The organism is Nocardioides sp. PD653-B2 (genome assembly GCF_002117935.1).
Classification (GTDB): Bacteria; Actinomycetota; Actinomycetes; order Propionibacteriales; family Nocardioidaceae; genus Nocardioides.
Window position 1 is genome coordinate 159,772 of sequence record NZ_BDJE01000017.1, and the last position, 22,117, is coordinate 181,888.

The following is a 22,117-nucleotide window of genomic DNA, read 5'->3' on the forward strand; positions in this document are numbered from 1 at the left end:
CCTTGACTGCCCCGCGATGCTGGGGGGCATGAGCGAGGAGCGTGAGGTCGACCTGGTCGTCATCGGCACCGGTCCGGGGGGTGAAGCCCTGGCCACCGGAGCCGCCGAGGCGGGGCTCGAGGTGGTCGCCGTCGACAAGCACCTGGTCGGCGGCGAGTGCCCCTACTACGGCTGCATCCCCACCAAGATGATGGTGCGGGCGGGCGACGCGCTGGCCGAGAGCCGCCGCGCGGCCACGTTGGCCGGCGACGTCTCGGTGACCGCCTCCTGGGCGCCGGTGGCCCGGCGCATCGACGAGGAGGCCACCACCGGCTGGGACGACACCATCGCCGTCGACCGGCTCCGCGACGCCGGAGCGACGGTCCACCACGGGGTCGGCCGCCTGGACGGGACCGGCCGCGTGCGGGTCGAGGAGGCCGGCGGCGAGGCCATCACGTACGTCGCCCGGCGCGGCGTGGTCCTCAACCCGGGCACCCGGCCCGCAGCGCCGCCGATCGACGGCCTCGCGGGCACGCCGTACTGGACCAACCGCGACGCGGTGCGGCTCACGGAGCTCCCCGGGTCGCTGGTCATCGTCGGGGGCGGGCCGATCGGCTGCGAGATGGCCCAGGTGTTCGCCCGCTTCGGCGTGCGCGTCACCGTGGTCCAGCACGGGCCGCGGCTGCTCCCCGCCGACGAGCCGGAGGCCTCCGCGCTGCTGGAGCAGGTGTTCGTCGAGGAGGGCATCCGAGTGTTGACCGGGATCGAGGTCACCCAGGCGGCGTACGCGGACGGCGCGTTCACGCTGCGCCTCGACACGGGGGAGAACCTGACCGCCGACAAGCTCCTGGTCGCCGCCGGGCGCACCCCGAACCTCGACGACCTCGGCCTCGAGACCGTCGGGCTCGATCCCACCGCCCGGACCATCGAGGTCGACGAGTGGCTGCGGGCGGGCGAGAAGCTCTGGGCGATCGGCGACGTCACCGGCAAGGGCGCGTTCACCCACGTGTCGATGTACCAGAACGCCGTCGCGCTCCGCGACATCACCGGCGAGGGTGGCGCCCCCGCTCGCTACCACGCGGTCCCGCACGCCACGTTCACCGACCCCGAGGTCGGCGGCGTCGGGATGACCGAGCAGCGTGCCCGCGACGCGGGGCTGACCGTGCGCACCGGCTCGACCGACCTCGCCTCGTCGTCCCGGGGTTTCACCCACGGCCCGGGCGGGCACGGGCTGGTCAAGGTCGTCGAGGATGCCGACCGCGGCGTCCTGGTCGGTGCGACAGCGATGGGGCCCGCGGGTGGCGAGATCCTCGGCTTCCTGGCCGTCGCGGTCCACGCGGAGGTCCCCGTCGACACCCTCAGGACCATGATCTACGCCTACCCCACCTTCCACCGGGCCATCGAGTCCGCGATCGCCGACCTGTCGTGACCGCGACGGATCAGGCCCGCCAGGCGCAGGACAGCACCTGGATCGAGTGGGTCGCCCGTGCGGGGCTCGTCGCGTACGGCGTCGTCTACGTCCTCATCGGCTGGCTCGCCGTGCAGCTCGCCCTCGGCGACCGCTCGGGCAGCCCGTCCAGCTCGGGCGCTCTGAAGGAGCTCGCCCAGCAGCCGTTCGGCGGCGTGCTGATCTGGGTCGTCTCGCTCGGCATGTTCCTGCTCGCGCTCTGGCAGCTCCTCGAAGCCGGCTTCGGCCACCGCGACGAGGAGGGCAAGAAGCAGGTCCTCAAGCGGCTCGGATCTGCCGGAAAGGCGATCGTCTACATCGTGATCGGCGTCAGCGGCGTCAAGGTCGCGGTCGGCAGCGGCTCGTCGGGCAAGGGCGGCGAGGAGACCTTCACCGCGAAGCTGATGAACCTCCCGGCCGGCCAGGTCCTGGTCGCGATCGTCGGGCTGGCGATCATCGGGTTCGGGGTGTTCCAGCTCTACCGCGCCTGGACCGAGGGCTTCGCCGACAAGCTCGACGGCCAGGGCCGCAGCGGCAAGACGGGCACCGCGTACATCGCGTTCGGCAAAGCGGGCTACACGGCGCGCGGCATCGCGTTCGCCGTCGTCGGCGGCCTGTTCTGCTACGCCGCGGTCACCCACGAGTCGAGCAAGTCCGGTGGCCTCGACCAGGCGCTCTTCGAGATCCTGGACCAGCCCTTCGGCCCGTTCCTGCTCTGCGTCGTCGGCGTCGGTCTGGCCTGCTTCGGGCTCTTCACGTTCGCGCAGGCTCGGCACCTCTCCCGGTGACACCCGTCGACGTCGTCGTCCTGGGCCTCGGGGCGGGTGGGGAGTACGCCGCGCGCAAGCTGGCCGAGGCCGGGCTCGTCGTCGTCGGCGTCGAGCGCGAGCTGGTCGGCGGGGAGTGCCCGTTCTGGGGCTGCACGCCGTCGAAGCTGCTGATCCGCTCCGCCGACGTGCTCGCCGAGGCCCGCCGCGTCGACGGGCTGGCCGGGCACGCCGAGGTGCACCCCGACTGGGGCCGGCCCGCCGCGCGGATCCGCGAGGCCAACCACGACTGGACCGACGGCCAGCACGCGGGACCGCTGGAGCAGGCGGGCGTGCGGATCGTGCGCGGCCACGGCCGCCTCACGGGACCCGGCGTCGTCGAGGTCGACGGCACGACGTACGACGCCCGCCTCGGGGTCGTGCTCAACACCGGCACCGACCCCGCGGTGCCACCCATCCCGGGCCTCGCGGGCACGCCGTACTGGACCAACCGCGAGGTCATGCAGCAGACCGTGCAGCCGGAGTCGTTGCTGGTCGTCGGGGCCGGCGCGATCGGGACGGAGCTGGCGCAGGCGTTCGCCCGCTTCGGGACCCGGGTGACGGTGCTCGAGGCGCAGGACCGGCTCTGCCCGGAGGAGGTCGAGGCGTGCGAGGTGATCTCGGCCGTGCTGCGCGCCGAGGGCGTGGAGCTGCGGGTCGGGGTGCAGATCGACGCGGTGCGGCACGGCGTCGGTGGCTTCGAGGTCGACGTCGACGGCGAGACGCTCAGCGCCGACCGGCTGCTCGTCGCCGCGGGGCGCCGTCCCAACCTGACCGACATCGGCCTGGAGACCGTCGGTCTCGACCCCGACGCGGACCGGGTCGACACCGATGAGCGGATGCGCGCCGCCGACCGGCTGTGGGCCGTCGGCGACATCACCGGCCGCGGCGCCTTCACCCACATCGCGATCTACCAGGCCCAGGTCGCCGTGCGCGACCTGCTCGGTGCGGACGGGCCGTGGGCCGACTACCGCGCGGTCAGCCGGGTCACTTTCACGGACCCCGAGATCGGGGCGGTCGGGATGAGCGAGGAGCAGGCCCGCGCGGCCGGCCTGCGGGTCGCGGTCGGGAACGCCCAGATCGCGCGATCGAGCCGCGGCTGGATCCACGGGGCCGACGGGATCGTGAAGGTGGTCGCCGACGCCGACCGCGGGATCCTGGTGGGGGCGACCGTCGTGGCGCCGTACGGCGGGGAGGTGCTCGGACTGCTGACCGCCGCGGTGCACGCCGAGATCCCGATCGCCACCCTGCGCGGCATGCACTTCGCCTACCCGACCTTCCACCGCGCGGTCGCGGCGGCGCTGGGCGACCTGGACGTCTCCTAGCCACCCCACCCGAGACTTCTGTCGCGGGACGCGTGTGACCCCCGTGAAATCGGGGAAGGACCCAGCACAGCAGGACGCACCTGTCTTTGAGGGAGGACACCGATGTCGCAGGACGCATGGAGCTCGGCCGGCTCGCGAGACGACCACGACGACACCAGCGACCGGATGTACACGCCTGAGGACCTGGCCGAGTACGCCGCCCGGCGCGACGCCCGCGCCGCCGGCGGCGCCGGCTCGCGGGGCCCGGCCGGCTACGGCGACCCGCTGACCGACCCGCTCACCGACCCGATCGCCGACCCGAACGCCGACCCGATCGCCGGGCAGCCCGCCGACCCGGCGCCGTACGTCGCACCCGTGGGGATGCCGACCAGCCCGCCGCCGAGCTCGCCGCCCCCGTCGTACCAGCCGCCGGTCGAGGTCGTGCCGGTCGTGCCGGTCGTCCCGGCCGTCCCGGCCGTCCCGGCCGAGCCGCCGGTCCAGGTGGCACCGCCGACGCTGCCGCCCACGTCGCCGCCGCCCAGCGCGCCGCCGGTCGCCGAGGACCCCGAGGCGGAGGGCGACGTCCGGCGCTTCATGTCGGCCACCGACTTCCTCGACCGCCGCGACGCCGACCAGGAGCACGGCCCCGCGACCTGGGGCTGGCGCGGCAAGGTGCGCAGGTGGAGCGGCGGCATGATCACCCCACGCATGGGTCCCGACGAGCTGGCCCACGAGCTGGACCGGCAGACCATCCAGAAGGACTTCGACGGCCCGCGCACCATCGCTTTCATCAACCCCAAGGGAGGGGCCGCCAAGACGACCGGCGTCCTCGCGGCGGGCTACACGTTCGGCACCGTGCGCGGCGGCGGCGTGGTCGCATGGGACAACAACGAGACCCGCGGCACGCTCGGCATCCGGGGCACCCGCAGCACCCACCGCAACACGACCCGCGAGCTGCTCGAGGACCTCGAGCGCTTCACCGACGTCTACCAGTCGCGCATCGGCGACCTCGGCGCGTTCGTGCGCTCCCAGGGCGACGCCCACTTCGACGTGCTCGCCTCCGACGAGCGGCCCGACGTCACCGGCACCATCCGGGCCCAGGACTTCGACGCGGTCCACAAGCTGCTCGAGCGGTTCTACCGCATCATCCTGATCGACACCGGCAACAACATGCGCGCCGAGAACTGGCTCGCCGCCGCCGGTGCCGCCGACCTGCTGGTCGTCACCAGCACGGTCCGCGAGGACACCGGCTACAGCGGGCTCTGGATGCTCGACGCCCTGCAGGACGCCGGCTACCAGAACCTCAAGTACAAGACCGTGACGATCCTCTCGGACCCGTCGCCCACCGTCGACGCGAAGCTGGCCGCCGACCTGGTCGACGTCTACCAGCAGCGCACCCGCGGGGTCTACCGGGTGCCGTACGACCCGGCGCTGGTCGCCGGCTCGGTGGTGCCGTACTCCCAGCTCTCCGAGAACACCCGGAGGCAGTGGCTCAAGGCGTGCGCCGGCATGGCCGAGGGTCTCTGAACCATCGCCGGCCTGACGCCCCGGTCGCTCGACCCGACCGGTGGCGCCAGGCCGGCCCTGGACTCAGCTCTTGGCGGCGCCCCAGCCGTGCCAGGTCTCGATCGTCATCCACCCGGTCGTGCGCGGGCTCTCGCGATCGGGGTAGGGGCGGCCGTTGTAGTGCCGGCTGAGCCGGTCGATGTCGGCGAGGTCGGTGTCCGCCACTAGCTCCTCGACCCGCCCGATGAGCGACACGTGGGTGTACCAGCTCTGCTCGTCCAGGACCGTGAGGGTGACCCGGGGGTCGCGGCGCAGGTGCTTCACCCGCACCCGGGTGTCGTCCATGTTGAGCATGACGCGGTCGCCGTCGAGCAGGTACCAGGTCGCCACCGACACCGGCTGTCCGTCGGAGCGCAGGGTCGCGACCACAGCCGGGTTCGGCTTGGCCAGCAGGTCACGGACGTCGTCGGGGAACGGCAGCTCGGGCATGGATCCTCCTGATGGCGGGTTTACTGAAGGCTAGGTCCTTCGAGGAGAGGTTCAACCGTGCGAGCAGTCATCTATCGCGAGACCGGTCCGTCGTCGGTGCTGGAGGTTGTCGAGCGCGACCTCCCCGAGCCCGGGCCGGGTGAGGTGCGGGTGCGGGTGGTCCGGTCGGGGGTGAACCCGACCGACTGGAAGTTCCGGACGGGCAACATGGCCGGCCACGACGAGGTGGTGCCCGGCCAGGACGGCGCCGGCGTGATCGACGCGGTCGGGCCGGGCGTCGACCGGTACGCCGTCGGCGACCGGGTCTGGACCGTGCTCGCCCAGCACGGACGGCCCTACGGCACCGCCGCCGACTACACCGTCCAGCCGGTCGAGCGTGTCGCCCCGCTGCCCGAGGGGGCGTCGTACGACCTCGGCGCCAGCCTGGGTGTCCCGGCGGTCACCGCGCACCGGGCGCTGACCGCGGCCCAGGACGGACCCGACCGACTGGCGCCCGGCGCGCTCGACGGCAAGGTCGTGCTGGTGGCCGGGGGAGCAGGCGCGGTCGGCAACGCCGCGATCCAGCTGGCCCGCTGGGCCGGCGCCACCGTCATCACGACGGTGAGCAGCGACGACAAGGCCGCGCTCGCGACGGCCGCCGGCGCCCACCACACGGTGAACTACCGCGACGGCGACACCGCCCGGCAGATCCTCGCCATCGCCCCCGACGGCGTCGACATCGCGGTGGAGGTCGCACCGGCCCAGAACATCGGGATCGACCTCGAGGTCGTGCGCGTGCACGGACTGGTCTCGATCTACGCCAACAACGGCGGCGACGAGATGACCATGCCGCTGCGCGCGGCGTTCGGGAAGAACCTGCGCTTCCAGTTCCTCATCCTCTACACCCTGCACGAGCACCTGGTGCAGGCGGCGGTCGAGGATGTCAACGCCGCGGTCGCCGCCGGGGCGTTGCGGGTCGGCGAGGACGCCGGCATCGCCCTGCACCACTTCCCGCTGGAGTCGACCGCCGCGGCCCAGGACGCCGTCGAGGGCGGCGCGGTCGGCAAGGTGCTGATCGACGTCGATCGAGACGTGCGATGACCGCCCGCGTGGTTCAGTAGAGGCATGGCCAAACCGCTGTGGGTCGTCGCCGGTGTCGTGCTCGCGCTGCTCGGACTGCTCTTCACGCTGCAGGGCGTGGGCGTGATCGAGGACAGCTCGATGAGCAACACCACGACCTGGTCGATCCTCGGGCCGGTGATCCTCCTGGTCGGCGTCGGCCTCCTCTCGGTCGGCATCCGCGGACGACGGCCCTGAGTCGATGGGCGGGGGGCCGAGGGGCGAGCTGGACGGTGCGCCCGTCGGCCGTCGTGTCGTGCTCGGCCTGCTGGGGCTCGGTGCGGTCGGCGTGGTCGCCGGCAGGTCCGTCCAGGAGGAGCTGAGCCACCTGCTTGCCCCGGCCCAGCTCCGCGACCCGACCGGGCTGACGTCGCTGGTGCCGCTCGGCAACACGTGGCGCTACTACTCGGTCACGGGTGCGGTCGCGCCCCGGGCCCCCTCGGCGTACCGGCTGACGGTGTCCGGCGACGTCGCGACGTCGGCGACGTACTCGTACGCCGACCTGGCGGCGCTGCCACAGACGTCGTTCACCGACACGTTCCAGTGCGTGACCGGCTGGCACGTGCCCGACGTCCCCTGGTCCGGGGTGCGGATGGCCGACCTGCTCGACCTCGCCGGGCCGACCGCCGACGCCGTCGGCGTGCGCTTCCGGTCCTTCGACGGCACCTACGCGGTCAACATGACGCTCGAGCAGGCGCGCGCGGACGACGTGATCGTCGCGCTCTCGATGTACGGCGAGCCGGTCACCCACGACCACGGGGGACCGGTGCGGATCTACTCGGGCTCGATGTACGGCTACAAGAGCACGAAGTGGCTCGACGAGATCGAGGTGACCACGAACAACCTGCCGGGCTACTGGGAGGACCGCGGCTACCCGCTGGACGGGATCATCGGCGAGTGAGTGACCTCGTGAGCGTCGCCCGCTTCACCCCGGCCGAGCGGTTCGTGCACCGCTCGGTGGCGGTGCTGATGGGCGTGTGCCTGGTCACCGCCGCCATCCTCTACAACGGCTCGATCATGCTCGCGATCGGCCACCGACACCTCGTGGAGCTGATCCACGTCTGGTGCGGCCTCGCGCTGCCGGTGCCGATGCTGGCCGGCGCGCTGACGGCGGCGTACCGGACCGACGTGCGCCGGCTCAACCGGTTCACGCCGTCGGACTGGCGCTGGCTGCGCAGTCTCCATCGGCGCGACGGCACCCTCCCGGTCGGCAAGTTCAACGCCGGCCAGAAGCTGAACGCGCAGCTCGTCGCCGGGTCGACCCTGGTCCTGCTCGGCACCGGTGTCGTCATGTACTGGACCGGCCTGGTGCGGCTCTCGTGGCGGTCGGGCGCGACCTTCGTGCACGACTGGTTCGCGGTGGGCCTCGGCCTGCTCGTGATCGGCCACATCGTCTACGCCCTCAAGGACCCCGAAGCCCGCCGGGGCATGCGCGAGGGCCGGGTCTCGACCCGGTGGGCGCGGGCCGAGCACGGGGCCTGGGTGGACGAGCTGCACGACGACACCACGACGACCGGTCCAGCCGCTGAGAAGTAGGTGTGCCGGTTGGCCGACCGGGACGCAGCGGAGGTAGGGTCGGACTCGATCGACATCCTTTAACGAGCCGTCCCGTGAGGCGGAGAAGGAGGTCTGCGGTCTGATGCCATCGCGCGACACCGCAACCACAGACGTTGGGCGCGTCGTTCTGGACGACCTCGACATCACCCGGGCTCTGACCCGGATCTCCCACGAGATCCTCGAACGCAACAAGGGCGCGGGCGACCTCGTCCTCCTCGGGATCCCCAGCCGGGGCGTCCCCCTCGCGCAGCGGATCGCCGCGCGGATGGCCGCGGTGGAGGGGTACGACGTCCCCGTCGGCTCGATCGACGTGACCATGTACCGCGACGACCTGCGGATGAAGCCGGCCCGGGCGCTGCTGCACACGCAGATCCCCGCGGGGGGCATCGACGGCAAGGTCGTCGTCCTGGTCGACGACGTGCTCTTCTCCGGTCGCACCATCCGGGCCGCGCTCGACGCGCTCAACGACATCGGCCGCCCCAAGGCGGTGCGCCTCGCGGTCCTGGTCGACCGCGGGCACCGCGAGCTGCCGATCCGCGCCGACTTCGTGGGCAAGAACCTCCCGACCTCGCTGGTCGAGCGGGTCAAGGTCACCCTCGCCGGGGTCGACGACGTCGACGCGGTGACCATCCAGGGCACGCTGGCGAACACCGACGGGGAGGGGGAGGCGTGAAGCGGCACCTGCTGAGCGCGGCCGACCTGACCCGCGACGACGCCGAGCTGGTCCTCGCGACCGCCGACGAGATGCGCTCGCTCGCGGACCGGCCGATCAAGAAGCTGCCCGCGCTGCGCGGCCGCACCGTGGTCAACCTCTTCTTCGAGGACTCCACCCGCACCCGAATCTCCTTCGAGGCCGCCGCCAAGCGGCTCAGCGCGGACGTCATCAACTTCGCGGCCAAAGGGTCGAGCCTCTCCAAGGGCGAGAGCCTCAAGGACACCGCGCTGACCCTCGAGGCGATGGGCGCGGACGCGGTCGTCGTGCGCCACGGCTCCAGCGGCGCCCCGCACCGGCTCGCCCACTCGGGCTGGGTCCGGTCCAGCGTCGTCAACGCCGGCGACGGCACCCACGAGCACCCGACCCAGGCGCTGCTCGACGCGTTCACGATGTGGAAGCACCTCGGCGGCTCCAGGCCCGGCGGCCTCGAGGGTCGCAAGATCGCGATCGTCGGCGACGTCCTGCACAGCCGGGTCGCCCGCTCCAACGCGCTCCTGCTGCGCACGCTCGGCGCGGAGGTCACGCTGGTCGCGCCGCCGACGCTGCTCCCGGTGGGGATCGAGGGCTGGCCGGTCGAGACGTCGTACGACCTCGACAGCGTGCTGCCCAAGGCCGACGCCGTGATGATGCTGCGGGTCCAGCGGGAGCGGATGCACGGCGGATTCTTCCCGACCGCGCGCGAGTACTCCCGCCGCTACGGCCTGGACGGCAAGCGGATGGCGACGCTCCAGGACCACACGATCGTGATGCACCCCGGCCCGATGGTCCGCGGCATGGAGATCACGGCCGACGTGGCCGACTCCGACCGGTCCGTGATCGTCGAGCAGGTCACCAACGGCGTCGCCGTGCGGATGGCCGTTCTGTACCTGCTGCTGAGTGGCAACGAGCCGGCCGGCTCGATGGTTGAGGGAGAAGAGTGAGCACCACCTACCTGATCAAGAACGTCGCGGTCCTCGGCGGTGCGCCGACGGACCTGCTGCTGCAGGACGGCGTCATCGCCGACATCGGCCCCGAGGCCGGTGATCGAGGAGCGAGCGCCGGCGAGCGCGTCGAGATCGACGCGAGCGGCCTGGTCGCGCTGCCCGGCCTGGTCGACCTGCACACCCACCTGCGCGAGCCGGGGCGTGAGGACGCCGAGACCGTCGAGTCCGGCACCCGGGCGGCCGCGCTGGGCGGCTTCACGGCCGTGCACGCGATGGCCAACACGGAGCCGGTGGCCGACACGGCCGGCGTCGTCGAGCAGGTCTGGCGGCTCGGCCGCGAGGCGGGCCACTGCGACGTCTACCCGGTCGGCGCGGTGACCGTCGGCCTGGCCGGCGAGCGGCTCGCGGAGCTCGGCGCGATGGCCGACTCGGCCGCCCGGGTCCGGGTCTTCTCCGACGACGGCCAGTGCGTCAGCGACGCGGTGCTGATGCGCCGGGCGCTGGAGTACGTCAAGGCGTTCGACGGCGTGATCGCCCAGCACGCCCAGGAGCCGCGGCTCACCGAGGGCGCCCAGATGAACGAGGGCGAGCTCTCCGGGCGGCTCGGCCTGACCGGCTGGCCCGCGGTCGCGGAGGAGGCGATCATCGCCCGCGACTGCCTGCTCACGGCCCACGTGGGCTCGCGCCTGCACGTCTGCCACGTCTCCACCGCCGGCTCCGTCGACATCGTCCGCGACGCGAAGCGCAAGGGCTGGAACGTCACCGCCGAGGCCTGCCCCCACCACCTGCTGCTGACCGACGAGCTGGCCGCGACCTACGACCCGATCTACAAGGTCAACCCGCCGCTGCGCTCGCAGACCGACGTCGACGCGCTCCGCGCGGGGCTCGCCGACGGCACCATCGACATCGTCGCCACCGACCACGCGCCGCACCCGCACGAGGACAAGGACTGCGAGTGGGCGGCTGCCGCCAACGGCATGCTGGGCCTCGAGACCGCGCTGTCGATCGTCCAGCAGACGATGGTCGACACCGGCCTGCTCGACTGGGCCGGCGTCGCCGAGCGGATGTCCTACGCCCCGGCACGGATCGGCCGGGTCGCCGAGCACGGCCGCCCGATCGAGCAGGGCGAGCCCGCCAACGTCGTGCTCTACGACCCCGCCGCCCGGCGCACCATCGAGGCGTCCGAGTCGGCGTCGCTGAGCCGCAACACGCCGTACGCCGGCCGGGAGCTGCCCGGGCGGGTCGTGGCGACGTTCCTGCGCGGCAAGGCCACCGTCCTCGACGGGAAGCTCGCCTGATGGGCGCCGCGATCCTGGTGCTCGAGGACGGGCGCACCTTCACCGGAGAGACGTACGGCGCCGAGGGCGAGACGTTCGGCGAGGCCGTCTTCAACACCGGTATGACCGGCTACCAGGAGACGCTCACCGACCCGTCCTACCACCGTCAGGTGGTGGTGATGACCGCTCCCCACATCGGCAACACCGGCGTCAACGACGAGGACCTCGAGTCCTCGAGGATCTGGGTCGCCGGCTACGTCGTGCGCGACCCCGCCCGCCGGGCGTCCAACTGGCGCTCGCGGCGCAGCCTCGACGACGAGCTCCGCGCCCAGGGGGTCGTCGGCATCTCCGGCATCGACACCCGCGCGCTCACCCGGCACCTGCGCGAGCGGGGCGCGATGCGGGTCGGCATCTCCTCGACCGAGACCGACCCGGGCGCGCTGCTCGAGCGGGTCCGGTCGTCGGCGGAGATGTCGGGCGCCGAGCTGTCCAGCGAGGTGTCGACGGGGGAGACCTACGTGGTCCCCGCCATCGGCGAGAAGCGGTTCACGGTGGCTGCCCTCGACCTGGGCATCAAGACGATGACGCCCCACCAGATGGCCCAGCGCGGCATCGAGGTGCACGTGCTCCCGGCGACCGCGACGCTCGACGAGGTCAAGGCGATTCGCCCCGACGGGCTCTTCTACTCGAACGGCCCGGGCGACCCGGCCGCCACCACGCACCAGATCGAGCTGCTCCAGGGGGCGCTGGCCGAGGAGATCCCGTACTTCGGCATCTGCTTCGGCAATCAGCTCTTCGGTCGCGCCCTCGGCTTCGGCACCTACAAGCTGAAGTACGGCCACCGCGGCATCAACCAGCCCGTCATGGACCGCACCACCGGCAAGACCGAGGTCACCGCGCACAACCACGGCTTCGCGGTCGACGCCCCGCTGGACGGCACCACCGCGACGCCGTACGGCGAGGCGAGCGTCAGCCACGTCTGCCTCAACGACGACGTGGTCGAGGGCCTCGAGCTCCGCGAGAGCGGCAGGCTCAAGGGCTTCTCGGTCCAGTACCACCCCGAGGCCGCCGCCGGCCCGCACGACGCGGCGTACCTCTTCGACCGCTTCACCCAGCTCATGGAAGGCAAGGCCTGATGCCCAAGCGCGAGGACATCAAGTCGGTCATGGTGATCGGCTCCGGGCCGATCATCATCGGCCAGGCCTGCGAGTTCGACTACTCCGGCACCCAGGCCTGCCGCGTGCTCAAGGCCGAGGGGATCCGGGTCATCCTGGTCAACTCCAACCCGGCCACGATCATGACGGACCCCGAGTTCGCCGACGCGACGTACGTCGAGCCGATCACGCCCGACTTCGTCGAGAAGGTGATCGCCCAGGAGCGCCCCGACGCGCTGCTCCCGACGCTCGGCGGCCAGACCGCCCTCAACGCGGCCATCGCCCTGCACGAGAACGGCGTGCTGGAGAAGTACGGCGTCGAGATGATCGGCGCCAGCTTCGACGCGATCCACCGGGGCGAGAACCGCGAGCTCTTCAACGCGATCGTCGAGAAGGTCGGCGGCGAGACCGCCCGCAGCTTCGTGTGCCACACGCTCGACGACTGCGAGAAGGCCGTTGCCGAGCTCGGCTACCCGGTCGTGGTGCGGCCGTCGTTCACCATGGGCGGCACCGGCTCCGGCATCGCCTACAGCGTCGACGACCTGGCCCGGATCGCGGGTGCCGGCCTGGCCGCCAGCCCGACCACCGAGGTCCTCATCGAGGAGTCGATCATCGGCTGGAAGGAGTACGAGCTGGAGGTGATGCGCGACAAGGCCGACAACGTCGTCATCATCTGCTCGATCGAGAACCTCGACCCGATGGGCGTCCACACCGGCGACTCCATCACCGTCGCGCCGGCCATGACGCTCACCGACCGGGAGTACCAGCACCTGCGCGACCTCGCCATCGGCATCATCCGCGAGGTCGGGGTCGACACGGGCGGCTGCAACATCCAGTACGCCGTGAACCCCGCCGACGGCCGGGTGATCGTCATCGAGATGAACCCACGCGTGTCCCGCTCGAGCGCCCTGGCCTCCAAGGCGACCGGCTTCCCGATCGCGAAGATCGCGGCCAAGGTCGCGATCGGCTACACGCTCGACGAGATCCCCAACGACATCACGGTCCGCGCCGACGGCTCCAGCACCCCGGCCGCTTTCGAGCCGACGCTCGACTACGTCGTGGTCAAGGTCCCGCGCTTCGCGTTCGAGAAGTTCCCCGGCGCCGACCCGCGGCTGACGACCCACATGAAGTCGGTCGGCGAGGCGATGGCGATCGGCCGCAACTTCACCGAGGCACTGCAGAAGGCGCTGCGCTCCCTGGAGTCCAAGGACGCCGTCTTCGACTGGCACCAGGAGTGGGTCGAGCTCGACAAGGACGCGCTGCTCGCCGAGATCGAGGTGCCGCACGACGGCCGGCTGAAGAAGGTCATGGACGCGCTCCGGGCCGGCGCCACCGCCGAGGAGGTCTTCGAGCACACCAAGATCGACCCGTGGTTCGTCGACCAGCTGCTGCTGATCAACGAGATCGCCGAGGAGGTCACCGCGGCCCCCGAGCTGACGCCGGAGCTGCTGCGCAAGGCCAAGCGGCACGGCTTCTCCGACGTGCAGATCGGCAAGATCCGCGGCATGACCGCCGACGTCGTCCGCGGGGTGCGGCACGCGCTGGGCATCCGCCCGGTCTACAAGACCGTCGACACCTGCGCGGCCGAGTTCGCCGCGGCCACCCCCTACCACTACTCGTCGTACGACGAGGAGACCGAGGTCCGCCCGCGCGAGAAGGAGGCGGTGATCATCCTCGGCTCCGGCCCGAACCGGATCGGTCAGGGGATCGAGTTCGACTACTCGTGCGTGCACGCGTCGCTGACCCTCAGCGAGGCCGGCTACGAGACCGTGATGGTCAACTGCAACCCGGAGACCGTGTCGACCGACTACGACACCTCCGACCGGCTCTACTTCGAGCCGCTCACCCTCGAGGACGTCCTCGAGATCGTGCACGCCGAGGAGCAGGCCGGGCCGGTCGCGGGCGTGATCTGCCAGCTCGGCGGCCAGACGCCGCTGGGCCTCGCGCAGGGCCTCAAGGACAACGGCGTCACCATCCTCGGCACCTCGCCCGAGGCGATCCACCTGGCCGAGGAGCGCGGCGCCTTCGGGCGGGTGCTCGCCGACGCCGGGCTGCCCGCGCCGAAGTACGGCATGGCCACCAGCTTCGCCGACGCCGACCGGATCGCCGCCGAGATCGGCTACCCGGTGATGGTCCGCCCGTCGTACGTCCTCGGCGGGCGCGGCATGGAGATCGTGTACGACGAGGCGGCGCTCGAGGGCTACATCGCGCGCTCGACCGAGATCGGCCCGGCCCACCCGGTGCTGGTCGACCGGTTCATCGACGACGCGGTCGAGATCGACGTGGACGCGCTCTTCGACGGCGAGGAGCTCTTCCTCGGCGGCGTGATGGAGCACATCGAGGAGGCCGGCATCCACTCCGGCGACTCGTCGTGCGCGCTGCCGCCGATCACCCTCGGCGAGGCCGAGATCGGGCGGATCCGGACGGCGACCGAGTCGATCGCCCGCGGGGTCGGCGTCCGCGGCCTGCTCAACATCCAGTTCGCGCTCGGCTCCGACGTGCTCTACGTGCTCGAGGCCAACCCGCGGGCCAGCCGGACGGTCCCCTTCGTCTCCAAGGCCACCGCCACCCCGCTCGCCAAGGCGGCGGCCCGGGTGATGCTCGGCGAGTCCATCGCCTCGTTGCGCGGGTCCGGGATGCTGCCGGCCACCGGCGACGGCGGCACGCTCCCGGCCGACCAGCCGATCGCGGTCAAGGAGGCGGTGATGCCGTTCAACCGGTTCCGCACCCCCGACGGCCGCCAGGTCGACACCGTGCTCGGTCCGGAGATGAAGTCCACCGGCGAGGTGATGGGTCTCGACGCCGACTTCGGCACCGCCTTCGCGAAGGCGCAGGCCGGCGCGTTCGGCCCGCTGCCGACGAGCGGCAAGGTGTTCGTGAGCATGGCCAACCGCGACAAGCGGCACATGATCTTCCCGATCAAGGTGCTGGCCGACCACGGCTTCGAGATCATGGCGACCCAGGGCACCGCCGAGGTGCTGCGCCGCAACGGCGTGGGCGCCACGGTCGTGCGCAAGCACTTCGAGGGCGAGGGCCCGAACGGCGAGAAGACCACGGTCCAGCTGATCCTCGACGGCGAGATCCAGCTGGTCATCAACACGCCCAACGGCGCGACCAGCGGCGGCTCGGCACGGCTCGACGGCTACGAGATCCGCACCGCCGCGATCATGGCCAACATCCCGTGCATCACGACCGTCCAGGGCCTCGGCGCCGCCGTGCAGGGCATCGAGGCGCTCGAGCGGGGCGAGATCGGGGTCCGGTCGCTGCAGGACTGGGCACGCCGCTGATGTACCGCACCTTCTTCGACCGCGTCCTGGCCCGCACCGATCCGGAGAAGGCGCACCACACGGCGTTCCGGGCGATCCGGGCGGCTCGGCCGGTCACCGGTGTCCGCCGTACGCCCGGCACCCCGGTCTCGGCGCTGGGGCTGACCTTCCCCAACGTGCTCGGGCTCGCTGCCGGCTTCGACAAGAACGCCGTCGGCATCGACGCGCTGGCCGCGCTCGGCTTCGGGCACGTCGAGATCGGCACCGTCACCGGCGAGGGCCAGCCCGGCAACCCGAAGCCCCGGCTCTTCCGGCTCCCCGACGACCGGGCGGTCGTCAACCGGATGGGCTTCAACAACGACGGCGCCGAGGCGGTCGCCGCCCGTCTCGCGGCCCGCACGGAGTCTCTCGGTGGTCGAGTGGGCCGTCGTGAGGGACGAGCGACGGACGTATCGAGACCCGGGCCGGTCCTGGGCGTCAACATCGGCAAGAGCAAGGTCGTCCCCGAGGACGAGGCCGTGCGCGACTACGAGAAGTCCGCGCGCCTGCTCGTGCCCCACGCCGACTACCTCGTGGTCAACGTCAGCTCGCCGAACACGCCGGGCCTGCGCAACCTGCAGGCCGTCGAGAAGCTCGAGCCGATCCTGACGGCGGTGCAGTCCATCGCGGACGGTGTGCCCCTCCTGGTGAAGATCGCTCCCGACCTCTCCGACGACGACGTGCTGGCGGTCGCCGAGCTGGCGCTCGCGGTCGGACTCGACGGGATCATCGCCACCAACACGACGATCTCCCGAGACGGGCTCCGCACCCCGGCCGCGAAGGTCGAGGAGATCGGGGCCGGCGGGCTGTCGGGCCGCCCGCTCACCGCGCGCTCGCTCGAGGTGCTGCGGCTGCTCCGCGGCCGGGTCGGGCCCGACCTGACGCTGATCGGGGTCGGCGGCATCACGACCGTCGAGGACGCGCGCGCCCGGCTCGACGCCGGCGCCACCCTGCTCCAGGGCTACACGGCGTTCATCTACGAGGGCCCGCTGTGGCCGCGGCGGATCGTGAAGGGCCTGGCGTCGTGACCGTCGCGACCGGGGAGCGGGCCGGCGCCGTCCACGTCTCCGGCGAGCTGCTGGACACCAAGCGGATCGGCGCCTTCCGGCACCTCACCGTCGTGGCGCCCGGCGTCCCGGAGCGGTTCCGCCCGGGCAACTTCGTGGCGATCTCGCTGGGTGACTCGTCGTTCCTGGCCCGACGCTCCTACTGGGTCCACCGGGTCCGGCCGGTGGGCGGCTACGGCGCCGCCATCCAGCTGGTCGTCGACCCGAACGGCGTCGGGGGTGCGTGGCTCGCGGGCCTGCCCGCCGGGAGCCGGATCAAGGTCACCGGGCCGCTCGGGCGGCCGTTCGCGCTGCCCAAGGAGCCGGTCAGCTGCCTGCTGGTCGGCGAGGGCTACTCGGCGGCGCCGCTGTTCCCGCTCGCCGAGCGGCTGCGTGAGCGCGGCTGCGCGGTGACGATGGTCGTCGCCGGCGCCGACGAGGCCCACCTGCTCTCCTCGCTCGAGGCGCGCCGTTCGGTCCGCGCGGTCACGGTCGTCACCGCCGACGGCTCGGTCGGCCAGAAGGGCCGGGTCGCCGGCGTCATCGAGGAGGCGCTGGCCCGCTCGCAGGCGGAGGTCGTCTACGCCGCCGGGCCCCACGACACGCTCCACGCCGTCGCGGCCGCCGCCGAGGCGCACGGCGCCTGGAGCCAGACCGCCGTCGAGGTGCCGCAGCCTTGCGCCACCGGCCTCTGCCACGGCTGCCCGGTCCCCGTCGTCGGCGAGGACGGCGTCGCGCGGGTGGCGCGCGCCTGCAGCGACGGCCCGGTGCTCCGCGGCGACCGGGTCCGCTGGGGTGACCTCGGATGACGGTCGAGCTCGCCGGTCTCACACTGGCCAACCCCCTGCTGGTCGCCTCCGGCTGCGGCGGCACCGGCCGCGAGCTCGTGCCCTGTCTCGGTGAGCAGGGCCTGGCCGCGCTGGGCGGCTTCGTGACCCGCTCGATCACCCTCGACGCGCGCGCCGGAGGCCCGGCCCCGCGGGTCGTGGAGACGCCGTCCGGCCTGCTGCACGCGACCGGGCTGCCCAACCCCGGCATCGACCTGTTCCTCGCCACCGAGCTGCCGTGGCTGGCCCGGCAGGACACCCGGGTCGTCGTCTCCGTCGCCGGCCGGACGATCGGTGAGTACGCCGAGCTCGCGCGGCGGCTCGGGCGCTCACCCGGTCTCGCGGCCATCGAGGTGAACGTCGACGCGCTCGAGACCGGCAGCGGCGAGCCCTTCCAGGCGGCCAGCGTCGTCGCCGCGGTGAAGCGCGACCTGCCCCGGGGGCTGCCGGTGCTCGTCAAGATCCGGCCCGACCTGGTCCGCGTGGTCGAGACGGTCCGGGTGGTGCTCGAGGCGGGCGCCGACGCGGTCGTCGTCGGCACCGCCCAGCCCGCTGCGCTGCCCGACGGACGCCCGGCCGGGCTGTCCGGGCCCGCCGTACGCCCGCTCGCGCTGCGCTGCGTCACCGAGGTGTGCGCCGCGTTCCCGGCCGCCCAGGTCGTCGGCGGCGGCGGGATCGCCACGGCCGCCGACGCCCGCAGCTTCCTCGCCGCCGGGGCCGTCGCGGTCCAGGTCGGCGCCGCCCTGCTGCACGACCCCACCACGGCCGCGCGCCTGGCGGCCGACCTGACCCAGGAGCTCGTATGACGTTCGGTGCCCGACTCCACGCCGCGATCGCCGACCGGGGCCCGTTCTGCGTGGGCATCGACCCGCACGCCGCGTTGCTGGCCGACTGGGGCCTGGCCGACGACGTGGGCGGCCTCGAGACGTTCGCCCTCACGGTGGTCGAGGCGGTCGCCCCCCACGTCTCGGTGGTGAAGCCGCAGTCGGCGTTCTACGAGCGGTTCGGCAGCCGCGGCATCGCCGTGCTCGAGCGGGTGATCGCGGACTCCCGCGCGGCCGGTGCGCTGGTGCTGCTGGACGTGAAGCGCGGTGACATCGGCTCGACGTCGCAGGCGTACGCCGACGCCTACCTCGACCCGTCCTCGCCCCTGGCGGCCGACGCGATCACCGCCAGCCCGTTCCTCGGGTTCGGCTCGCTCGACCCGATGATCGACACCGCCCGCCGCCACGACGCCGGCGTCTTCGTGCTCGCCCTGACGTCCAACAAGGAGGGGCCGGAGGTGCAGCACGCGCGCATCGACGGCGACGGCACCGTCGCCGGGCGGGTGTTCGACCACCTGCGCCGGCTCAACGACGGTGCTGCACCGCTCGGCTCGTTCGGTGCGGTCGTCGGCGCCACGATCGGCTCGACCGACGAGGACCTCGCCTTCAACGGCCCGATCCTCGCGCCGGGCTTCGGGGCGCAGGGCGGCACCGTGGCCGACGTCCGCCGGATCTTCGGGGCGGCAACCGTGCTGCCCAGCTCGTCGCGCGAGGTGCTGCGGCTCGGGCCCGACCGCGACGCCATGCGCGACTGCGTGCGCCGCACGAACGACGAGCTCCGCTCGTGAGGCGGCTGCTCGTGGCCGCGCTCCTGGTCCCGCTGCTGTCCGGCTGCGGCGGGGACCCGAAGGACGACTACTGCGACGCGGTCAAGGACCACCAGACCGAGCTCAGCGACATCGTGTCGACCGGCAAGCCGGACGCCCTGATCAACGCGCTCGACATCTTCCACGACCTCCAGGACAAGGCGCCCGGCGACATCACCGACGAGTGGCAGCAGGTCGTCGGCCGGATCGAGGCGCTGCGCGACGCGCTGGACGACGCGGACGTCGACCCGGCGACGTACGACCGCGACAACCCGCCGGAAGGGGTCACCGCCGAGCAGCAGGCCCGCATCGACGCCGCTGCGAAGGAGCTGGGCAGCGGGACGACGCTGCGCGCCCTGCAGGACCTGGGCCAGCAGGCCCGCGACGTCTGCAAGACTCCCCTGACCCTCTGATCGTCCGGCGCGACTTCGATTGCTGCCCGATGAGGGTTCTGACTAGTGTGACCTCTCACCGGTTCCACCCGACCACCAGAAGGACCTGCGCACGTGGCTCTGCCCCCGCTCACCCCCGAACAGCGCCAGGCGGCTCTCGACAAGGCCGCCGCCTCCCGTCGGGAGAGGGCCGAGGTGAAGAACCGGCTGAAGAACTCCGGTGCGTCCATCGTCGACGTCCTCCAGGAGGGCCAGCGCAACGAGGTCATCGGCAAGATGCGGGTGGTCGACCTGCTGCAGTCGATGCCGGGTCTCGGGAAGGTCCGGGCCCGTCAGGTCATGGAGCGGCTCGGCATCGCCGAGAGCCGCCGGGTGCGGGGCCTCGGCACCAAGCAGGTGGCGGCCCTCGAGAAGGAGTTCGCCGCGCGTGACTGACGCGCAGCCCGCCTCCACTCCTGAGCGGCGCTCGCGTCTCGTCGTCCTGGCCGGGCCCACCGCGGTCGGCAAGGGCACCGTGGCCGACGACGTACGCCGCCACCACCCCGAGGTCTGGATCTCGGTGTCCGCGACCACCCGCCCGCCGCGGCCGGGGGAGGAGAACGGCGTCCACTACTGGTTCGTCTCCGACGAGGAGTTCGACCGGATGATCGCCGAGGACGACCTGCTCGAGTGGGCGGTGGTCCACAAGGCGGCTCGCTACGGCACCCCCCGACAGCCCGTCGACCTGGCGCTGGCGTCCGGTCGTCCGGCGATGCTCGAGATCGACCTCCAGGGCGCGCGCCAGGTGCGCACGACGATGCCGGACGCCCTGTTCGTGTTCCTCAAGCCCCCGTCGTGGGACGAGCTGGTCCGCCGCCTGGTCGGCCGGGGCACCGAGACCGAGGAGGAACGCACCCGCCGGCTCGCCACCGCGCGCGAGGAGCTGGCGGCCGAGCCGGAGTTCGACGTCACCATCGTCAACCACGAAGTTCACGCTGCAGCCGACCAGTTGGTATCGTTGATGATGCTCGACTAGAGCCATCCGCTCGATCCAGTCCCAACACCTTGTGAGGCTTACGCGTGTCTGCCCCCAACATCGCCGCCGAGGGCGTCACCAACCCCTCGATCGACGACCTGCTCACCAAGACGGACAGCAAGTACAAGCTCGTCCTCTACAGCGCCAAGCGCGCCCGGCAGATCAACGCCTACTACTCCCAGCTCGGCGAGGGCCTGCTGGAGTACGTCGGCCCGCTGGTCGACACCCACGTCCAGGAGAAGCCCCTCTCGATCGCGCTGCGCGAGATCAACGAGGACCTGCTGACCTGCGAGGACATCGACCCGGCCGAGATCGCTGCCGAGGAGGCCGCGGCCAAGGCCGCCACCGCCGACGGCTTCGCCGCGAACGAGTGATCCGCTGACCACCAGCACCTTCCACGAGGCCGTTTCCCCGTCGGGGAAGCGGCCCCGTGTCGTTCTCGGGGTCTCCGGGGGGATCGCGGCCTACAAGGCCTGCGAGCTGCTCCGGCTGTTCACCGAGTCCGGCCACGACGTCACCGTCGTCCCCACCGCCGCGGCGCTCGAGTTCGTGGGCGCACCGACCTGGGCGGCGCTGTCCGGCAAGCCGGTCTCGACCGAGGTCTGGAGCGACGTCCACGAGGTCCCGCACGTCCGGATCGGCCAGGCGGCCGACCTGGTGGTCGTGGCCCCCGCGACCGCCGACCTGATGGCGAAGGCGACCCACGGCATCGCCGACGACCTGCTCACCAACACCCTGCTGACCGCCCGCTGTCCCGTCGTCTTCGCGCCGGCCATGCACACCGAGATGTGGGAGCACGCCGCCACCAGGTCCAACGTGGCCACCCTGCGCGAGCGCGGGGTGCTGGTGATCGAGCCGGCCGAGGGCCGGCTCACCGGCAAGGACACCGGCAAGGGCCGGCTGCCCGAGCCGACCGAGATCCTCGACCTGTGCCGCGAGGTCCTCGCCCGCGGCGCGGTGGCGCCCGATCTCGCCGGCCGGCACGTCGTGGTCTCCGCGGGCGGGACCCGCGAGTACCTCGACCCGGTCCGCTTCCTCGGCAACCGCTCGTCCGGGCTCCAGGGCTACGCCCTCGCCCGTGCTGCGGCCGCCCGCGGCGCCGAGGTGACCCTGATCGCCGCCAACGTCTCCCTGCCCGACCCGGCGGGCGTCAAGGTCGTCCGGGTCGAGACGACCGCCCAGCTGCGCCAGGAGGTCGTCGCCTCCGCGGCCTCCGCCGACGCCGTCGTGATGGCCGCGGCCCCCGCCGACTTCCGGCCCGTCAGCGTGAGCGACGCCAAGATCAAGAAGGCTGCCGATGGGTCGGCGCCGTCGATCGTGCTGACCCAGAACCCCGACATCCTCCACGAGATCAGCACCGACCGGGCCCGCCCGGGCACCGTGATCGTGGGGTTCGCCGCCGAGACCGGCGACGACACCGGGTCGGTGCTCGACCTGGCCCGCACCAAGCTCGCCCGCAAGGGGTGCGACCTGCTCGTGGTCAACGACGTGAGCGGGGGAGCGGTGTTCGGGAGCCCCGACAACGAGGCCGTGATCCTGGGTGCCGACGGCGCCGCTGTGGAGGTGCCGCGCGGCTCCAAGGGCGCGCTCGCCCACGTCATCTGGGACGAAGTCATCTCCAGGCTGCAGGATTGAGACCAACGTCCC

Annotated in this window: 23 protein-coding genes; 22 read left to right on the forward strand and 1 reads right to left on the reverse strand. The window is 72.5% G+C overall.

What is annotated here, in order from left to right:
- Positions 1-28 precede the first annotated feature (28 nt).
- The 4 genes from PD653B2_RS08805 (at position 29) to PD653B2_RS08820 (ending at position 5,063) form a co-directional block, all read left to right on the forward strand.
- Positions 29-1,408, forward strand: coding sequence for a dihydrolipoyl dehydrogenase family protein (locus tag PD653B2_RS08805; RefSeq protein ID WP_085872067.1), 1,380 nt, complete (start codon positions 29-31; stop codon positions 1,406-1,408).
- A complete protein-coding gene (locus PD653B2_RS08810; protein WP_085871961.1) occupies positions 1,405-2,214 on the forward strand; it encodes a DUF1206 domain-containing protein in 810 nt (269 codons plus the stop codon). Before PD653B2_RS08805 ends, PD653B2_RS08810 begins: the two co-directional genes overlap by 4 nt.
- Entirely contained in the window at positions 2,211-3,557 is a 1,347-nt protein-coding gene (locus PD653B2_RS08815) for a dihydrolipoyl dehydrogenase family protein (RefSeq protein WP_085871962.1), read from the forward strand. The genes PD653B2_RS08810 and PD653B2_RS08815 overlap by 4 nt, the downstream gene beginning before the upstream one ends.
- Before the next feature lie 102 nt (positions 3,558-3,659).
- The gene (locus PD653B2_RS08820; RefSeq protein ID WP_085871963.1) at positions 3,660-5,063 is read left to right on the forward strand and encodes a MinD/ParA family ATP-binding protein; all 1,404 of its coding nucleotides are present in this window, start codon (positions 3,660-3,662) and stop codon (positions 5,061-5,063) included.
- 63 nt (positions 5,064-5,126) lie between these two features.
- Here the strand turns inward: PD653B2_RS08820 and PD653B2_RS08825 are convergent, their stop codons facing one another.
- A complete protein-coding gene (locus PD653B2_RS08825; RefSeq protein ID WP_085871965.1) occupies positions 5,127-5,531 on the reverse strand; it encodes a PPOX class F420-dependent oxidoreductase in 405 nt (134 codons plus the stop codon).
- A gap of 57 nt (positions 5,532-5,588) precedes the next feature.
- Here PD653B2_RS08825 and PD653B2_RS08830 point away from each other — a divergent pair, with 57 nt between their 5' ends.
- The 18 genes from PD653B2_RS08830 to coaBC all read left to right on the forward strand — a co-directional run bounded on the left by PD653B2_RS08830 (position 5,589) and on the right by coaBC (position 22,105).
- Positions 5,589-6,611 (forward strand): NADPH:quinone reductase, encoded by a 1,023-nt coding sequence (locus tag PD653B2_RS08830; RefSeq protein ID WP_085871966.1) that lies wholly within the window; start codon positions 5,589-5,591, stop codon positions 6,609-6,611.
- A gap of 24 nt (positions 6,612-6,635) precedes the next feature.
- Positions 6,636-6,827: a hypothetical protein gene (locus tag PD653B2_RS08835; protein WP_085871967.1), complete on the forward strand. Its 192-nt coding sequence runs from the start codon at positions 6,636-6,638 to the stop codon at positions 6,825-6,827.
- Positions 6,828-6,831: 4 nt separating this feature from the next.
- Positions 6,832-7,530 carry a molybdopterin-dependent oxidoreductase gene (locus PD653B2_RS08840; RefSeq protein WP_085871968.1) on the forward strand — a complete coding sequence of 233 codons (699 nt, stop codon included), beginning with the start codon at positions 6,832-6,834 and terminating at the stop codon, positions 7,528-7,530.
- Positions 7,527-8,165 carry a cytochrome b/b6 domain-containing protein gene (locus PD653B2_RS08845; RefSeq protein WP_085871970.1) on the forward strand — a complete coding sequence of 213 codons (639 nt, stop codon included), beginning with the start codon at positions 7,527-7,529 and terminating at the stop codon, positions 8,163-8,165. Before PD653B2_RS08840 ends, PD653B2_RS08845 begins: the two co-directional genes overlap by 4 nt.
- A 103-nt stretch (positions 8,166-8,268) precedes the next feature.
- Positions 8,269-8,859 carry a bifunctional pyr operon transcriptional regulator/uracil phosphoribosyltransferase PyrR gene (gene pyrR / locus PD653B2_RS08850; RefSeq protein ID WP_085871972.1) on the forward strand — a complete coding sequence of 197 codons (591 nt, stop codon included), beginning with the start codon at positions 8,269-8,271 and terminating at the stop codon, positions 8,857-8,859.
- A complete protein-coding gene (locus PD653B2_RS08855) occupies positions 8,856-9,821 on the forward strand; it encodes an aspartate carbamoyltransferase catalytic subunit (RefSeq protein ID WP_085871974.1) in 966 nt (321 codons plus the stop codon). The genes pyrR and PD653B2_RS08855 overlap by 4 nt, the downstream gene beginning before the upstream one ends.
- Entirely contained in the window at positions 9,818-11,122 is a 1,305-nt protein-coding gene (locus PD653B2_RS08860) for a dihydroorotase (protein WP_085871976.1), read from the forward strand. The genes PD653B2_RS08855 and PD653B2_RS08860 overlap by 4 nt, the downstream gene beginning before the upstream one ends.
- Complete coding sequence (gene carA, locus PD653B2_RS08865; RefSeq protein ID WP_085871978.1) at positions 11,122-12,237, forward strand: glutamine-hydrolyzing carbamoyl-phosphate synthase small subunit; 1,116 nt, start codon at positions 11,122-11,124, stop codon at positions 12,235-12,237. The genes PD653B2_RS08860 and carA overlap by 1 nt, the downstream gene beginning before the upstream one ends.
- Positions 12,237-15,542, forward strand: a complete 3,306-nt coding sequence (gene carB, locus PD653B2_RS08870) for a carbamoyl-phosphate synthase large subunit (RefSeq protein WP_085871980.1) — start codon at positions 12,237-12,239, stop codon at positions 15,540-15,542. Before carA ends, carB begins: the two co-directional genes overlap by 1 nt.
- Entirely contained in the window at positions 15,542-16,588 is a 1,047-nt protein-coding gene (locus tag PD653B2_RS08875) for a quinone-dependent dihydroorotate dehydrogenase (protein ID WP_085871981.1), read from the forward strand. The genes carB and PD653B2_RS08875 overlap by 1 nt, the downstream gene beginning before the upstream one ends.
- Positions 16,585-17,415, forward strand: a complete 831-nt coding sequence (locus tag PD653B2_RS08880) for a hypothetical protein (protein ID WP_085871982.1) — start codon at positions 16,585-16,587, stop codon at positions 17,413-17,415. Before PD653B2_RS08875 ends, PD653B2_RS08880 begins: the two co-directional genes overlap by 4 nt.
- Positions 17,412-18,239, forward strand: a complete 828-nt coding sequence (locus tag PD653B2_RS08885) for a tRNA-dihydrouridine synthase (protein WP_085871984.1) — start codon at positions 17,412-17,414, stop codon at positions 18,237-18,239. The genes PD653B2_RS08880 and PD653B2_RS08885 overlap by 4 nt, the downstream gene beginning before the upstream one ends.
- On the forward strand, positions 18,236-19,045 hold the full coding sequence (gene pyrF / locus PD653B2_RS08890) for an orotidine-5'-phosphate decarboxylase (RefSeq protein WP_085871985.1): 810 nt from the start codon (positions 18,236-18,238) through the stop codon (positions 19,043-19,045). The genes PD653B2_RS08885 and pyrF overlap by 4 nt, the downstream gene beginning before the upstream one ends.
- Positions 19,042-19,476: a hypothetical protein gene (locus tag PD653B2_RS08895; protein WP_085871987.1), complete on the forward strand. Its 435-nt coding sequence runs from the start codon at positions 19,042-19,044 to the stop codon at positions 19,474-19,476. Before pyrF ends, PD653B2_RS08895 begins: the two co-directional genes overlap by 4 nt.
- A gap of 93 nt (positions 19,477-19,569) precedes the next feature.
- Positions 19,570-19,890: an integration host factor, actinobacterial type gene (gene mihF, locus PD653B2_RS08900; protein WP_085871989.1), complete on the forward strand. Its 321-nt coding sequence runs from the start codon at positions 19,570-19,572 to the stop codon at positions 19,888-19,890.
- Positions 19,883-20,470: a guanylate kinase gene (gmk, locus tag PD653B2_RS08905; RefSeq protein WP_085871992.1), complete on the forward strand. Its 588-nt coding sequence runs from the start codon at positions 19,883-19,885 to the stop codon at positions 20,468-20,470. Before mihF ends, gmk begins: the two co-directional genes overlap by 8 nt.
- Before the next feature lie 44 nt (positions 20,471-20,514).
- Positions 20,515-20,844, forward strand: a complete 330-nt coding sequence (gene rpoZ / locus PD653B2_RS08910; RefSeq protein WP_085871993.1) for a DNA-directed RNA polymerase subunit omega — start codon at positions 20,515-20,517, stop codon at positions 20,842-20,844.
- 4 nt (positions 20,845-20,848) lie between these two features.
- Positions 20,849-22,105 carry a bifunctional phosphopantothenoylcysteine decarboxylase/phosphopantothenate--cysteine ligase CoaBC gene (coaBC, locus tag PD653B2_RS08915; protein WP_085871994.1) on the forward strand — a complete coding sequence of 419 codons (1,257 nt, stop codon included), beginning with the start codon at positions 20,849-20,851 and terminating at the stop codon, positions 22,103-22,105.
- The last annotated feature ends 12 nt before the right edge of the window (positions 22,106-22,117 follow it).

Bases quoted from the DNA above. Each gene is read 5' to 3' on its own strand.
- PD653B2_RS08805 (WP_085872067.1), top strand. From the start codon at position 29: ATGAGCGAGGAGCGTGAGGTCGACCTGGTCGTCATCGGCACCGGTCCG.
- PD653B2_RS08820 (WP_085871963.1), top strand. From the start codon at position 3,660: ATGTCGCAGGACGCATGGAGCTCGGCCGGCTCGCGAGACGACCACGAC.
- PD653B2_RS08825 (WP_085871965.1), bottom strand. From the start codon at position 5,531: ATGCCCGAGCTGCCGTTCCCCGACGACGTCCGTGACCTGCTGGCCAAG.
- PD653B2_RS08835 (WP_085871967.1), top strand. From the start codon at position 6,636: ATGGCCAAACCGCTGTGGGTCGTCGCCGGTGTCGTGCTCGCGCTGCTC.
- PD653B2_RS08840 (WP_085871968.1), top strand. From the start codon at position 6,832: ATGGGCGGGGGGCCGAGGGGCGAGCTGGACGGTGCGCCCGTCGGCCGT.
- pyrR (WP_085871972.1), top strand. From the start codon at position 8,269: ATGCCATCGCGCGACACCGCAACCACAGACGTTGGGCGCGTCGTTCTG.
- carA (WP_085871978.1), top strand. From the start codon at position 11,122: ATGGGCGCCGCGATCCTGGTGCTCGAGGACGGGCGCACCTTCACCGGA.
- carB (WP_085871980.1), top strand. From the start codon at position 12,237: ATGCCCAAGCGCGAGGACATCAAGTCGGTCATGGTGATCGGCTCCGGG.
- PD653B2_RS08875 (WP_085871981.1), top strand. From the start codon at position 15,542: ATGTACCGCACCTTCTTCGACCGCGTCCTGGCCCGCACCGATCCGGAG.
- PD653B2_RS08885 (WP_085871984.1), top strand. From the start codon at position 17,412: ATGACGGTCGAGCTCGCCGGTCTCACACTGGCCAACCCCCTGCTGGTC.
- pyrF (WP_085871985.1), top strand. From the start codon at position 18,236: ATGACGTTCGGTGCCCGACTCCACGCCGCGATCGCCGACCGGGGCCCG.